This is a genomic window from Arsenicibacter sp. R0_47, assembly GCF_057652235.1.
In genome coordinates, this window is record NZ_JBYFCJ010000012.1 from 110,806 (window position 1) to 126,121 (window position 15,316).

At 53.5% G+C, this 15,316-nt stretch carries 8 protein-coding genes; 5 read left to right on the plus strand and 3 right to left on the minus strand.

Features of this window, described 5'->3' with window-relative positions:
• Positions 1 to 5: 5 nt before the first annotated feature.
• Entirely contained in the window at positions 6 to 2,708 is a 2,703-nt protein-coding gene (locus AC23NW_RS19735; RefSeq protein ID WP_487451478.1) for a permease prefix domain 2-containing transporter, read from the plus strand.
• A 53-nt stretch (positions 2,709 to 2,761) separates the two neighbouring features.
• Here AC23NW_RS19735 and AC23NW_RS19740 read toward each other — a convergent pair whose 3' ends face one another.
• From AC23NW_RS19740 to AC23NW_RS19750, 3 genes are all read right to left on the minus strand, one after another.
• Complete coding sequence (locus AC23NW_RS19740) at positions 2,762 to 3,352, minus strand: molybdopterin cofactor-binding domain-containing protein (RefSeq protein WP_487451480.1); 591 nt, start codon at positions 3,350 to 3,352, stop codon at positions 2,762 to 2,764.
• A gap of 171 nt (positions 3,353 to 3,523) precedes the next feature.
• On the minus strand, positions 3,524 to 5,200 hold the full coding sequence (locus tag AC23NW_RS19745; RefSeq protein WP_487451482.1) for a serine hydrolase domain-containing protein: 1,677 nt from the start codon (positions 5,198 to 5,200) through the stop codon (positions 3,524 to 3,526).
• Positions 5,201 to 5,260: 60 nt separating this feature from the next.
• Positions 5,261 to 6,406, minus strand: coding sequence for a helix-turn-helix domain-containing protein (locus AC23NW_RS19750; RefSeq protein WP_487451484.1), 1,146 nt, complete (start codon positions 6,404 to 6,406; stop codon positions 5,261 to 5,263).
• A 226-nt stretch (positions 6,407 to 6,632) separates the two neighbouring features.
• Between AC23NW_RS19750 and AC23NW_RS19755 the strand changes: the two genes are divergently transcribed.
• The 4 genes from AC23NW_RS19755 (at position 6,633) to AC23NW_RS19770 (ending at position 15,286) form a co-directional block, all read left to right on the plus strand.
• On the plus strand, positions 6,633 to 6,953 hold the full coding sequence (locus tag AC23NW_RS19755) for a PadR family transcriptional regulator (protein ID WP_293837397.1): 321 nt from the start codon (positions 6,633 to 6,635) through the stop codon (positions 6,951 to 6,953).
• A gap of 110 nt (positions 6,954 to 7,063) precedes the next feature.
• On the plus strand, positions 7,064 to 9,685 hold the full coding sequence (locus AC23NW_RS19760) for an ABC transporter permease (protein ID WP_487451486.1): 2,622 nt from the start codon (positions 7,064 to 7,066) through the stop codon (positions 9,683 to 9,685).
• A 117-nt stretch (positions 9,686 to 9,802) separates the two neighbouring features.
• Positions 9,803 to 12,418, plus strand: a complete 2,616-nt coding sequence (locus tag AC23NW_RS19765) for an ABC transporter permease (RefSeq protein WP_487451488.1) — start codon at positions 9,803 to 9,805, stop codon at positions 12,416 to 12,418.
• A 441-nt stretch (positions 12,419 to 12,859) separates the two neighbouring features.
• Positions 12,860 to 15,286 carry an ABC transporter permease gene (locus tag AC23NW_RS19770; RefSeq protein ID WP_487451489.1) on the plus strand — a complete coding sequence of 809 codons (2,427 nt, stop codon included), beginning with the start codon at positions 12,860 to 12,862 and terminating at the stop codon, positions 15,284 to 15,286.
• Positions 15,287 to 15,316: the final 30 nt, after the last annotated feature.

Consider the following 15,316-nt stretch of genomic DNA (forward strand, 5'->3'; position numbering starts at 1 on the left):
CCCTTATGCCCCAAACGCCGCCCCGCCTTGCTGACCGGCTGCTGATCTGGTTCTGTGCACCGCACCTGCGGGAGGACGTCCTCGGCGACCTCCACGAACGGTTTGCTATGCGCGCCGCCCGGGAGGGTGTGGGCAGGGCAAGGCGGCAGTACTGGCGCGATGTGCTGGCCTATGTTCGGCCGGAGTTCATCCGGCGTCCGGAAAAACCCCGTATCGATGATTATCCCGTTCCAAACCAAGTGCTTATGTTTCGTAATCACGTCAAAATAGCGCTCCGCTCGCTGAAGCGGCACAAAGTATATACGTCGCTCAACGTGGCCGGGCTGGCCTTTGGTCTGACCTGTTTTCTGCTCATTGGCCTGTATCTGTTCGATGAACTGACGTTCGATCAGCAACATAGTCGGCAGGCCCGCATTTACCGGGCGATTCAGCACAAAAAAATGCCTGCCGACGAGGTTACGGTTGCAGCATCGAGCTACAACATCTCCGAGCAGGCTCCCCGTCAGATCAGCGAGGTCGAAAACACGGCACGGCTGGTCCGCCTCGGCAGAGCCAACATTACCAATCCGGCCAACAAGCACGCGTTTCAGGAAACCGTTACACTGGGTAATAAAGGTCTGCTGGCCGTTTTTGATTTTGAGACACTGGACGGTAACGGCAAGGCCGCACTCGACGAACCGAACTCGGTAGTGATGACCGAAGAATTCGCCCAACGGCTGTTTCAGACCAGCGATGTCGTCGGCAAAACCGTTTTTCTGGATTTCATTCCCGATAAGGCGCTGAAAATTACCGCCGTTCTGAAGAATCACCCGCGAAATTCGAGCTTTGACTTTACCTACGTACTGTCTGAAGAAACGTTAAAAGGCCTGCCCCGTTTTGAGCAGCAAACATCCGACTGGCTGTCGCAGTCCTACCAGACCTTTTTTCTGCTGAAAGAACAGGCTGATCCTGTAGCAACGGCCAATAAGATTAATACCCTGCTCAATGCCAACGCCAAACCGGAAGCCGGTACATCGGTCCGCTACGCACTACAGCCGCTGGCCGATATGCACCTCCATTCGCAGCACATTACCGATGGCGCGCGGAACGGAAACGTGCAGAGCATGGCTACGGGCACGTTGCTCTACCTCCGGATTTTTGCCATTGTTGCGTTGTTTGTTCTTCTCATTGCCTGCATCAACTACATGAATCTGGCCACCGCCCGGGCGGCCAACCGGGCGAAGGAAATCGGTGTCCGGAAGGCCAGCGGGGCGTTCCGCAGCCACCTCATCGGGCAGTTTCTGACTGAATCGCTGGTTGTTACGGCCATTGCCTTTGCACTTGCCGTTCTGGCGGTAAACCTGCTGCTGCCGGCTTTCAATGAGTTCACCAACAAGGCTCTGTCGCTCGGTTTCCGGACCGATTACCGCATCTGGCTGCTGGCAGTTACCGCCCTCGTGCTGACCAGTTTGCTGTCGGGCAGTTATCCGGCGCTGCTGCTTTCGCGGTTCAGTCCGCTGCTGTTACTCAAAAGCGTACGGTTTTCGAACAGACGTGACCTGTCACTGCGGAAAAGTCTGGTGGTGTTTCAGTTTGCCATTTCAGTGGTGATGATGGTGGCCACGATTGTGCTCTACCGGCAGGTGCGCTATGCCAACAACAAGGACCTTGGCTTCAACAAGGAGTTGCTGCTGGTGGTCGATATTAACAGCGGAAAGGTCAGAAACGGAGCGGCTACGATTCAGGCTGAATTCAGTAAACTGCCGGCGGTGAAACAGGTGTCGGTTACCTCGCGGGTGCCGGGAGAGTGGAAGAATATTCCGCTGATCAAACTAAAGCAGGACGGCAGTACGATGGAGCCCAAAACCGCCTATATCCTCGGCGTTGATGAGCAGTTCAGTCAGACCTTTGCCGTACAACTGCTTAAGGGCCGGACGTTTGCCGGGCTGAGCGATTCATCGTCTGTCATCCTGAACGAAACGGCCGCTAAGGCGCTCAACATCAACGAACCCTCCGACCAGCTGATTGATATTCCCGCTATGGCATTCGGCGGAAGTTTTATGCCGGTTTACGAGACAAATCAATCGTTTAAGGCGCGGGTGATCGGCATCGTGAAAGACTTTCATTTTCAGTCGATCCGCGAGAAGATTGCCCCGATGGTGCTGGCCTACCAACGGAATCCGGTTACGAATATTGACTATTTCACGTCCCGCATTGACGGGCATGACATACCGGCAACCCTGGCTGCTATGAATCACATCATGACCGGCATTGACCCGGACCACCTGCTCGAATACCATTTCCTCGACGACCAGCTGGCTTTGTTTTATCAGGAAGACCAGCGGCGCGAAACCATGCTGATCTGGGTGTCTCTGGCCACGATTTTCATTGCCTGTCTGGGTTTGTTCGGTCTGGCGACCTATGCCGCCGAGCAGCGTATCAAGGAGATCGGCGTCCGGAAAGTACTCGGTGCCAGCACGTTCAGCCTGACGGCGCTGTTATCCGGAGATTTCCTGAAGCTCGTCCTGATTGCCAACGCCATTGCCTTCCCGGTTGCCTGGTGGGCGACCAACAAATGGCTGGAAGAATTTGCCTACCACATTGAGGTGGAATGGTGGATGTTCCTGGTCTCCGGTATCGCGGCCATTTTCATCGCCTTACTGACTGTCAGCTATCAGGCCATCAAAGCGGCCACGGTGAATCCGGTGAAGTCGCTGAAATCGGAGTAAATGGGAAACGGTAGCGTCAGGGCATGGTCTGGCGCTACCATTTCCGATAAATTTCATCCGGTATATCCATCCGTTTTTGAAAAATCCCTGTATTTCCAGCTTTTGGGCTCCCGCAACGTCACTTCCGGAACGGGCAGCAGGGCCGCCGCAGCGGCTACTTCGCCGTAGCGGACATATTTCGTCCCGGAAATAACCCAGCCGTTTTGCGTGCGGCACTCGGCGGGGGTAACGCCCATTTTCCGCGCGGCCGCCGCCACGAGCATCGTTCTGGCGACAGCGCCAGCCTGCCGGTAACGGTCAAATTCCTGTTTTGTCGATTCGGAGCCGCCGGTTGAGCGGTAGACAAGTTTTCCCGTAAAATCGGCTGCCTGCCCCGGCGGGCTGGCTTCGACCTTGATTTTGTTCAGGTCACAATCGAGCTCCTCGGCAATCAGCATAGGCAAGGTCATCCAGATCCCCTGTCCCATTTCTACTTTCGACAGCATAACATGGATGCTGTTGTCCCGGCCGATTTTCAGAAATGTACTGAGCTGCGTATACGTTTCGTCCGGTTCACCGGCATCTGCCAGCCCCGGGGTTCCAATGCCAATCAGCAAGCCACCTCCGGTAAGGGCGCCTACTTTCAAAAAAAAACGACGATTCATCAGGTTGTTGTTTACTGCCCTATGATTAGTATGATTGACTGATGGGCATGATTTCTTATGGCAGCAAATTTCCGGCCAGTTCCCTATCCGTCCGCAACAGCCGCTCTTTATACGATGCTTCAGCCGCTCTTTTTCCACAAAGGCAGGTTCCGCTACGCGACAGCCGCTCTTTCATTCTTTCATTCTCTCGCCCTTTAAAACTACCGCCGGCAGCACAAACGCTTCCATGATCCGGTCAACCTGCGGATGGGCATAATACTGGTTGTAGGCCCTGGCCGTCACCACCACCACAAGCGGCTGATCCCTGAACACGAAGATTTTGTTTCCGCCATTGCCCGTACAATAGTACGTTTCGTAGCGCTTTCCCTGCACCTGATAAGTCTTGTTCCAGAACAGATAGCCGTAGAACTCGTCCGGCCGGTCGGGCAGCGGTTTGTGGTGTTGAAACGACTGCTGCACCCACGCCGCCGGTAACACCTGCCGGCCATTCCAGCGGCCGTTATTTTTGTAAAGCTGACCGAATTTGGCAAAATCCAGGGCTTTCATCCGGATACCGCCCGCCATGCTGACCGCCTTTTGCGGGGTGTAGGCCCATTGATGGGTTGTGATGCCCAGCGGCCCGAAGAGCGTCCGGTTTGCATACTGCTCCAGCTGCCCAGGCACTACCTTGTTCAGCACATCGCCCAGCAGCACAACGCCGGTCGTAAAGTAATGCCATTTCCCCCCGAATTTCTGCGGCAACACCGGCAGGTCAAGCGCAAACTTAATCCAGTCGGGCGTCGGGTACATGTTTTCTTCGTTGCCCGGCGAGCTGTCGTCGTTGTCGTCACCATCGAAAGCCGAACTCATGGTCAGCAGCTCAGCCAGCCGGGTATTGGCCTTGGCGGCTGAATAATCAGCGTACTGTTTCAGGTCATAAAAAGCCGATAATGGCTGGTCAACGCTTTTCAGATACCCATCATGCAGGGCAATGCCGGTCAGCGCCGAAGCAAAGCTTTTCCCCACCGACCGCACGTCGTGCAGCGAATCGCGGCCAGCGCCATTAAAATACTCCTCGATCAGGATTTTCCCGTTTTTCAGCACCACGACACTCGTAATGTTCCGGAAAACGCCTTCGTCAATACTCCCTTTCAGCATCTTGATTTTGTCAGCATCAAACGGCTCCGCGGACACCGGCAGACCAGGATACGGCTTCGGAGCGGTCAGCTGCACTGCCGCCAGATTGATGACGGGCCTGCGCTTTACAGTCAGTTTCAGTTCACCGGATGCTATTAATTCACCGGCCACGGGACTGGCGTAATTCACATACGGCCGGATGTCGAGCCGGAACACATGCGGGCCGTCCGTCAGGGCCTGATCGCCGCCGTTATAGATAAACCGCCCCCAGGCCGACTGACTCCACCACGCGCCTTCGTGCTGGTTATCGATCAGGGGTTTCCGGATCAGGGTTTCGGTATTTTTGATGCGGGCATAGGGCGCCCCGGGGTGCAGATTGCTCTGATAAATCTGCCGGCCGTCGACAAAAAACGTAAACTGGTAACCGCCGTTTTTTGTGAGCGAATCAGCTGACAGTCCGGGCGCTATCTGGTGCATGGCGTTGGTCAGCGACGTGCCCATAAACACCGTCATGAACAGGTTACTTTTGTTGGTCAGTGTGTACTGGTTCAGAAAGTCGGTCTCCCGTAGCGAAGCCAGCGGAATGTCTTTATCGGTAAAGATAATTTTACCGACATTGGCCCGATGGATGTCAGCCGTAATGCCCTGTGTACTGACAAATTCCGGCGACTGCGCGACGGCAGTACCAGCGAAAAACAAAACGAAGAGTACGTAATAAAAGCGGCGTTGCATAAGTGTGTTGACCTGAAAACACCGCAAAATGGCCGGAAAACCTGTCCAAAACGCCCCGGCTTATAAATTGGTCGCTTTTTTCAGCCCGTTTTTAAAGCTTGCCGGTGTCTCGCCCACCAGTTCTTTAAAGGTCCGGTTAAAGGTCGTCTTCGAATTAAAGCCCGAATCATAGGCAATACCCAGCAGCGTGATCCGGTCGTAGGCAGGGTCTTTCATTTTGCGTATCACCTCGCCGACACGGTAGCCATTGATCAGGTCGCTGAAGTTTTTGCCGGTACCCAGATTGATCATCCGCGACAACTCATTGGGGTGCAGCTGCAAGGCTTCAGCCAGTGAACGAAGGGTCAGGCCGGCGTCCAGGTAAAACAGGTTTTCTTCGAGTTGCTGCCGCAGCCAGCGCCCTTTTTCCAGCAGCTCGGGGGTAGGCGTTTCTCCTTCAGTGACGACAGTTTTTGGTTTGTCAATCTCCACAATCACCAGTTCGGGCCGCAGAAACGACTCTGCCCCGATCCAGATCGTCATCACGGCGAGCAGCAGGTAAAGCGGGTAATAGCTGACAATGTCCAGCCGGTAGTCGTAGACAATATAATCGACCAGCGTATACGGTATCCAGGTCAGCCATAAGACACCGAAAAGCACCAGCAACCGCTGTAGCCACTGCGACTGGTACCGGCTGGCGTCGCTCAGCTGACCGGCCACGTCGCGGTCAAACGCCCGGAGGCGCTTCAGCGACAGTACCAGATAAACCGTTACCGAGATGATGGCACCCAGCTGTAGTACCGGATTCCATAACCCAAAGACCGTTGTGTTGTAGGTCGGCTGCTGCGTCTGCCAGCTTTCCCGGATTTGCAGCAGTTGCACGGCCTGCTCGGGCAGCAACGGACTCAGGTGCCACAGGTCGCGGGAACGGATGTGCCAGGCCGGATCGGTGCGTTTGCGGACGTAGAAATACAGCAGCGGCCCGATGGTCAGCGAATACTGAAGCGGCCACCAGCTCCAGCGCGGAATATACCGTCCCAGATCAATGTCAATCGCCGCAACCCAGACTATCCAGAGCACAATCGTCAGCAGGACCAGCCCCAGAAACCGGTTGGCCGGCCGGTTTATCCGCTTTGCCAGCAGCAACAGCAGACCAAACGTGGTGCCCACGCAGATGGCCGCAAAGAAAAACAGGTCATACAGGTTTATACCGAACTGTGGTTTCATGGATAATGGCTATCCCGGTTAGCCGGGTCAGTAATTGAAAGCATACTACCTGTCTGAACCTACCGATTCCGCCGGTTATTTGTCCGGCACTGTACAGCAAGTGTCCATTAATGGACACATACGTCATCAATAGCTCACACGATTTAAGGCAAATTATCTCATTTACAGGGTATTTAATATTCTGGCCTGCCATTTGTCATACATTTACACAAGTAATTACCAGAACATGAAAGGAACGTACTTAGGCGAGTTTGAAGAAGTGGTTTTACTGGCCGTAGCCATCCGCTCAGGCGACGCTTACGGGGCAGCCGTTGTCAACGAAATTGAACAGCAGATGGGGCGGTCAGTCAATTTGGGGGCTGTTCATTCGGCCCTCAACCGGCTTCAGGAAAAAGGACTGGTCAGCTCCGAGATGGGCGGCATGACGGCCGAACGCGGTGGCCGCCGCAAACGACTCTATACCGTAACGGCCTACGGGCGTCGTGTGCTGGAAGAAGTCCGGCAACTGCGTAACCAGATGTGGAATGCCATTCCGGGATTTAATTAATGACTAATGGAAAATGAGCAATGGAGAATGCGCCCGTAAAATGTCCCGGCCAATCATTTTCATCTCTTTATCAAGCCATTATACATTATTCATTATCCATTCTAAAGCCTATGCCCAACAAACCACCCCGACTGGCCACGCACCTGCTGCACTGGTTGTGTCCGCCCCACCTTGCCGAAGAGCTGGAAGGCGACCTCGATGAGCTGTTTCAGCAGCGCATACCCGAGGCAGGGCTGAGGCAGGCACAATGGCGGTATGTACGCGATGTGATCTCGCTGGTGCCCCTGGCGCTCGCCCAACGGAATACCGATACCGTTTTTTCTCAGAAACCAACAAATACGATCATGATCCGGAATTATTTTAAAATCGCTTTCAGGAATATGGCCAGAAATCAGGTCTATTCCTTCATCAACGTATTCGGGCTGGCATCAGGTATGGCTGTGGCGATGCTGATCGGTCTGTGGATATACGACGAACTGTCGTTTAACCGGCAGTTCAAACACCATGACAGGCTGGCGATATTGTGGCAGTTTGTCAAGTTTGATGCCGAAAAAGCAGCCTATGATGTCATGCCTATCCCACTGGCGCAGGAGCTACGAAGCAAATACCCTGATTTTGAATCCGTTGGACTGTCTGTATCGCGTAACGTTATTGTGGCGGCCGGCGAACGCAAACTTTTTAAAACCGGCAATTATGTTGAACCTGAACTGATTGATATGCTCTCGCTAAATATGCGCTCAGGCACACGGTTCGGGAGCGCTGATGTTAATTCGATTTTACTGGCCGAATCATTGGCACATACCCTTTTCGACACCACAGATCCGCTCAACAAGCTGATCCGGCTGAACAACAAACAGACTGTCAGAGTGGCTGGTGTTTACCAGGACTTTCCGGACAACAGCACGTTCAAGGACGTACTGTTTCTGGTTCCCTGGAAGTTTTTTGCGGCCAATAACGAAAATGCCAAACGGGATCAGGATCAATGGGATTCAAATTCGTACCAGATTTTCGTTCAACTCAAGCCGGGTGCTGATTTTGAAGCTGTTTCAGCCAAAATAAAAGATATCCGGATGAAGCGGGATAATCCGCCGGGTTATAAACCTGAATTTTTCCTGCACCCGATGAGCAAATGGCACCTGTATTCCGATTTTAAAGACGGGGTAAATACCGGAGGGCTCATCACATTTGTCTGGCTGTTTGGCAGCATCGGCGTTATTGTACTGCTGCTGGCCTGTATCAACTTCATGAACCTCAGCACTGCCCGAAGCGAAAAACGGGCGAAGGAAGTAGGTATCCGGAAAGCAATCGGGTCACTGCGCAGCCAGTTGATAGGCCAGTTTTTCAGCGAGTCGCTGCTGATGACATTGCTGGCGTTTACGATAAGCCTGCTGATTGTACTGCTCACCCTCCCCTTCTTCAATCAGGTTGCCGAAAAAAAGCTGGTCATTTTATGGACAAATCCGGTATTCTGGCTGGCCGGCCTGAGCTTCAGTGTGCTGACCGGCCTGATTGCGGGCAGCTATCCTGCCCTGTATCTGTCAGCCTTTCAACCCGTTAAAGTACTTAAAGGCGTATTACAGTCCAGCCGGTCAGCTACCATTCCGCGCCGGGTACTGGTGGGCTTTCAGTTTACGGTTTCCGTTACACTGATTATCGGGACAGTTATCGTATTCCGGCAAATCGAACACGCCAAAGGCCGTCCGGTGGGTTATAGCCGCACTGGTCTGATTGAGATGAGTATGAATGCTCCGGAATTGCGTGGCCACTACACCGCTCTGCGTACTGATCTGCTCAATACAGGCGCCGTCGCCGGTATGTCTGAATCGACGGACTTAATCACAGAACAAGCCGGGGGCACCACCGATATTTCGTGGAAGGGTAAAAAGGACGACAGCAAACCGCTGGTGATGTCAAATTACGTAACGCATGACTATGGCAAAACAGTTGGCTGGCAGATTAAGGAAGGCCGGGATTTTTCCCGCGACTTCCCGACCGACAGCGCCTCAATGATCCTGAATGAAGCAGCCGTGAAACTAATGGGCTTCGGGCAGCGGAATGGCGGGTCGCCAATCGGCCAGACCGTTGTGCAGAGCGGGCGGCAATATACCGTAATCGGTGTTATCCATGACATGATCAAAGAAGACCCGTTCAGGCCGGTCAGTCCATCCTTTTTCGCCGTCAACTACAGGAATGTGAACACCATCAACATCCGCCTGGCACCACAGCTATCGACTACTGACGCTCTGGCAAAAGTAGAGCAGGTCTTTAAACGCTACAGCCCGGATTCACCGTTCGACTACAAGTTTGCCGATGATCAGTATAACCGGAAATTCGGGACCGAACAGCGGATTGGCCGGCTGGCCGGCGGCTTTACCATCCTGGCTATCCTGATCAGTTGCCTGGGTCTATTCGGCATGGCTTCATTTATGGCCGAGCAGCGTACCAAAGAAATCGGTATCCGGAAAGCACTGGGCGCTTCGGTGTTTAACGTCTGGCAACTGCTCTCAACAGAATATGTGGTGCTGGTAGCCATCGCCTTCTGTCTGGCAACGCCGCTGGCTTACATTATCCTGTCGGACTGGCTCCGGAATTACCCCTACCGGATTGAGTTGTCGTGGTGGATTTTTGTACTGGCCGGACTCAGTGTGTTAGTCGTTACGCTGTTAACTGTCAGTTACCAGAGCCTGAAAGCCGCCCTGATGAATCCGGTCAAATCCTTACGGTCTGAGTAACTAGTAATGAATAATGGAGAATGAGCAATGTATAATGCGCCCGTAAAATGTCCCGGCCAATCATTATCATCTCTTTATCAAGCCATTATACATTATTCATTATCCATTCTAAAGCCTATGCCAAACAAACCACCCCGACTGGCCACGCGCCTGCTGCACTGGTGCTGCCCGCCCCACCTGGCCGAGGAGCTGGAAGGTGACCTCGACGAGCTGTTTCAGCAGCGCATCAGGGAGGCAGGGCTGCGGCAGGCACAATGGCGGTATGTACGCGATGTACTCTCGCTGGTGCCCCTGGCACTCGCCCAACGGAATACCGATACCGTTTTTTCCCAGAACCCAACAAATACGATCATGATCCGGAATTATCTTAAAATTGCGGTGCGCAACCTGGTACGTGCCAAAGGCTTTGCGTTCATTAACATTGCCGGGCTGGCCGTGGGCATGACGGCCGCCGCCCTCATCGGCCTGTGGATTCAGAGCGAACAGACCTACGACCGTTTTTACCCAAAAACTGACCGGATTTATCAGGTCTACAACCGCGATACGTTCAGCGGAGAAACACAGGCCTGGGAAACCACCCCGCGCCCGCTGGCACCGTATCTGGCCGCCCATTATCCGGACATTGAGGCTACGGCACGGTACCGGCCCACGTCGTTTTTATTCACAACGACCGGCAACCACCTCAATGCCGACGGCGCCTTCGCCGATCCGTCGTTTCTGACGCTGTTCGACTTCCCGTTTGTGGCGGGCACCGTTCAGACCGCCCTCCGCGAACCAACGGGAATCGTTCTGACCAAATCACTGGCCGTCCGACTTTTTGGCACGGCCGAAGCCATTGGCAAAACCGTTCAGCTCGATCATACCGACAGCTTTCTGGTTACAGGCGTGCTGGACGACCTGCCCGATAATTCACGCTTCAGCAAGGTGGAATACCTCCTGCCCTACGCTTATTTTATTGCTCAGGGCCGGGGTTCCGACGAATGGAGCTCCAACAATGACTATTCATTTGTCCTGCTGAAACCCAACGCCTCCGCCAGTGCAGTCGATGCGAAGATCAAGGCCGTGACGGCCCGGCAACTGAACGGTATATTGGATGATGTTTCGCACCGGCAAATTTTTCTGCATCCGGCCAGCCGGTGGCACCTCTATGCAAAGCAGGAAAACGGGCAGCTGGTTGCCGGCCAAATCGTTACGGTCCGGTTATTTGCGGTCATTGCGGCGCTGATCCTGCTGGTGGCAGCCGTCAATTTTGTCAACCTGAGTACTGCCCGCAGCGAAAAACGGGCGAAGGAAATCGGGGTCCGGAAAGTGGCGGGGGCGCTGAGATCATCGCTTATTTTCCAGTTTCTGTGCGAATCGGTGCTGCTGGCAGTTGTCGCCGGTGTGGTAACGCTGGGGCTGCTGTTATGCTGCCTGCCGGTTTTCAACGAAATTACCGGCAAGCACCTGTCACCGGGCTTTGGTTCCTGGACCTTCTGGCTGATGGCCTTTGCCTTTGTCCTCTTTACCGGCCTGCTGGCGGGCAGTTATCCCGCTTTATATCTGGCTAATTTCCAGCCCATCCGGATTATAAAAGGCACGTTCAGACCGGCACAGTCCGCTTTTTCGCCGCGAAAAGGGCTGGTTGTGCTCCAGTTCACCTTTGCCATTGTGCTGATTATCGGTACGCTGGTGATCAGACAACAGATCAGCTATGCCCGGGAGCGCGACAACGGCTATAACCAGAACAACCTGCTGTTCAGTTACCTCAACGGCAACCTATCCTCCCATGTTACAGCGCTGCAACAGGACCTGATCAAAAGCGGGGCTGCTGTTTCGGTCAGTCAGTCAATGGGGCCGATGACCGAAATCAATACGCGGCAGTGGGGCCTCAGCTGGCAGGGCAGTACCAAAGCCGACAAAGACCTTGAGTTTGACCGTTTCGGCACCGATGCGCATTTCCTGCAAACCACCGGCACAAAACTGGCCGCCGGTCGTGAACTCGACGTGTACCGGTACCCCACCGATTCAAACGCGGTGATGCTCAATGAAACCGCCGTAAAAACCATGCGGCTTAGTCAGCCGCTGGGGGCTACCATCCGTTTTCTGAATCAGGACTGGCATGTCGTCGGGGTTGTGAAGGATTTTATTTTTGCTTCCCCTTATGAAGCCGTCAATCCCGTTATTGTTTCGGGGCCGAATAAATCCGTAGCGCTTAACTGGACCAGTATCCGCCTGAACCCCGAACGGCCGGTTGCCGGCAGCCTGGAAACGATTGAAGCCGTTTTTAAAAAATACGAACCCAACTACCCGTTTGATTTCGCCTTTGCGGATGAATCATACAAAGCCAAATTTGTCGCCGAACAACGGATCGGGGTGTTGACCGGCCTTTTTTCCGGACTTACCATTTTCATTACCTGCCTCGGACTGTTCGGCTTAGCTGCCTATACGGCCCAACAGCGTACCAAAGAAATTGGCATCCGGAAAGCACTCGGTGCCTCCGTGGGCAGTATTATTCAGCTATTATCGGTTCAGTTTCTGAAACTGATGCTGATCGCGTTCCTGATCGGTGCCCCGATTGGCTGGTATACGCTGGATCAGTGGCTGGCCGGTTATGCCTACCGCATTGCCATTGGCCCGGGCATTATCGTCCTTACGCTGGTAGTTGCCACCCTGATTGTTATGGCAACCGTCAGTTCACAGGCGATCAAGGCAGCGCTAATCAACCCGGTAAACGCATTGCGGTCCGAGTAGAGACGCAATATCTTGCGTCTCAGATGCGCCAGCCATTTTATAAAAACCATCCGGACAGGAGACGCAATATCTTGCGTCTCTACTTGCGCCAGCCATTTTATAAAAACCATCCGGACAGGAGACGCAAGATTTTGCGTCTCTACTTGCGCCAGCCATTTTATAAAAAACCATCCGACAGGAAACGCAATATCTTGCGTCTCTACTTGCGCCAGCCATTTTATAAAAACCATTCGGACAGGAGACGCAAGATATTGCGTCTCTACTTGCGCCAGCCAGTTTATAAAAACCATCCGGACAGGAGACGCAGGATCCTATCCGGTCATCGTCCGTTTGCGGACAACTAACCGGAACACCAAAAATACAACACACTAAAAAACAATAACTTACAAATATGGTATAGCTTTTGAGAACCAGAATAAAACAACGTCAACGGCTACGGCTATGCTACAGAACTACATCAAAATCGCCCTGCGCAACCTCTGGAAAAACAAAACGTTTTCCGGCATCAACATCGCAGGGCTGGCACTCGGCATATCTGCCTTTGTGCTGATTCTGGAATACGTCAGTTTTGAGAAGAATGTAAACCGGTTTCATGAAAAGCGCGAGCAGATTTACCGGGTATTGGTACAGCATAAAAACGGCCCGACCGACGATTTTGTGCCCTCTGCGCTGGCGGGTGCCCTAAAACAACAATTCCCTGAAGTAGCGGCAACCTGCCGGCTGGCCTATGTTCAGAAAGGCATTGTTACGGTACCCGATACGCAGAAAACGGCCAATCTCCGTTCTTTCCGCGAAGACAATGCCCTGTCGGCCGACGGTGATTTTTTCCGCATTTTTTCATTTCCGGTCGTATCGGGCTCTCCGTCAATGGCCCGGCCTAATACCGTAGCCCTGTCTCAATCAAAGGCGCGTACATATTTCGGGCAACAAGACCCGATTGGCAAGGTAATTACCCTGAACAGCCAGTTCGGCAAAACGCCGTATACGGTTGTTGCTGTGTTTGCCGATGTTCCGGAAAACTCGGATATTCAGTTTGACATGGTGTATGCCCTCAGCTCGCTGGACAACGCGGCCAAAAACAGCGGAAATGACTGGGCGCGTCTGGATAACTGGTACGGGGCCTTTTCACAAACCGTGCTGCTGCTGAACCCGACGGCCAATCCAACGGCCCTCGAACAGAAATCAGCCGGTCTGCTGAAGCAACACCGCCCCGACGAGCAGGAAACCATGCTGCTCCAGCCTCTTTCGCACCTGCATCTCGGCGAAAGCCTCGGCGACCAGCGCCCGACGGCCGGTAAGCTCAGTTTTGTCTACACCCTCGGCGCCATCGCCTTTCTGATTCTGGTTATTGCGTGGCTGAACTACATCAACCTCTCAACGGCCGGTTCGCTGAAACGCGCTAAAGAAGTCGGCGTCCGGAAAGTAGTCGGTGCTAACCGCGGACAGATCATCGGTCAGTTTCTGGGCGAGTCGCTGCTGCTGAATATCATGGGCCTGACACTGGCGCTGGTGCTGGTCAGCGGGCTGCAAAAACCGTTCAACGACCTGGTTGGCCGGTCCCTCAGTCTGGCCACCATCGGCGAGAGCCCGATGTGGCTGGCCGGTGTCGGGGCGTTGCTGATCGGCGCTTTATTATCGGGCAGTTATGCGGCCTTCGTCTTGTCGGGTTTTCCGGTAGTGAGCATTGTCAAAAATGCGTTTGTCCGCTCCGGACAAGGCATCCGTACCCGTCAGCTGCTGGTTGTCTTCCAGTTTTCGATTTCCATCCTGCTGATTATTGCCACCGTTGTGCTCTACCGGCAGCTGTCGTTTATGCAAAACCAGAATCTGGGCATGAACCTGGAGCAACTGCTGGTTATTAAAGGCCCTGAAGTAGGGTCTGATTCGGTCAAAAGCGCCGGTAAAGTGGCTTTCCGGTATCAGATTGCGCAATTACCGTTTGTCCGCGACTATTGCAACTCGGGTAGTGTGCCGGGAGGCTGGTATAACTTTAACTCCGACGGTGTTACACGGATGAACCCGTCGCCGGGCGATGAGAAAAAGAATTATGCCTTTACCTACATCGACGACCGGTTCCTGAAAACATACGGTATCGCACTTACTGCCGGACAGAATTTTACCCCCGATATGTGTGAGAAAGGGATGCAGGCACACAGAGTCATGCTGAATGAAAACGGTGCTAAAAAGCTTGGATTTAGTTCGGCGCAGGAAGCCGTAGGGCAGAAAATCAAGTTCGGTGAGGAGTATGAAGTGGTCGGCATTGTACAGAATTACCATCATCAGTCACTGAAACAGGCCATTGAACCGCTGATTATCTTTCCGTCTTATCCATCCAGTAATTACACCATCCGGCTGTCTACGCAAAACATGCCACGGCAACTGGCAGCGCTTGAGCAGGAATATAAACAACTGTTTCCCGGTAACCCCTTTGAATACTTCTTTGTGGATGAACAGTATCAGAAACAATACCAGAGCGAACAGCAGCAGGGCCGGATTTTTACGGCGGCTTCGGCGATGGCGATTCTGATTGCCTGCCTCGGCCTGTTCGGGCTGGCGGCCTACACCGCCGAACAGCGGACCAAGGAAATCGGGGTCCGGAAAGTGCTGGGTGCCTCTGTTGCCAGCATCATTGTGCTGCTCTCGCGTGACTTTATCAAACTGGTTGTGATTGCGCTCGTGCTCGCTTCGCCGCTGGCCTGGTGGGGTATGAACCAGTGGCTGCAGGACTTTGCCTATCACATTACGATTGATGGCTGGGTCTTTTTCTGGGCAGGTATTGTTGCCATCGGCATCGCCCTGCTGACGGTGCTGTATCAGTCGCTGAAAGCGGCCTACAGTAATCCGGTTAAATCGTTACGTGCCGACTAGAGACGCAAGATCTTGCGTCTCTACTGTAAA

Bases quoted from the DNA above. Each gene is read 5' to 3' on its own strand.
- AC23NW_RS19740 (WP_487451480.1), bottom strand. From the start codon at position 3,352: ATGAATCGTCGTTTTTTTTTGAAAGTAGGCGCCCTTACCGGAGGTGGC.
- AC23NW_RS19755 (WP_293837397.1), top strand. From the start codon at position 6,633: ATGAAAGGAACGTACTTAGGCGAGTTTGAAGAAGTGGTTTTACTGGCC.
- AC23NW_RS19760 (WP_487451486.1), top strand. From the start codon at position 7,064: ATGCCCAACAAACCACCCCGACTGGCCACGCACCTGCTGCACTGGTTG.
- AC23NW_RS19765 (WP_487451488.1), top strand. From the start codon at position 9,803: ATGCCAAACAAACCACCCCGACTGGCCACGCGCCTGCTGCACTGGTGC.
- AC23NW_RS19735 (WP_487451478.1), top strand. From the start codon at position 6: ATGCCCCAAACGCCGCCCCGCCTTGCTGACCGGCTGCTGATCTGGTTC.
- AC23NW_RS19750 (WP_487451484.1), bottom strand. From the start codon at position 6,406: ATGAAACCACAGTTCGGTATAAACCTGTATGACCTGTTTTTCTTTGCG.
- AC23NW_RS19770 (WP_487451489.1), top strand. From the start codon at position 12,860: ATGCTACAGAACTACATCAAAATCGCCCTGCGCAACCTCTGGAAAAAC.
- AC23NW_RS19745 (WP_487451482.1), bottom strand. From the start codon at position 5,200: ATGCAACGCCGCTTTTATTACGTACTCTTCGTTTTGTTTTTCGCTGGT.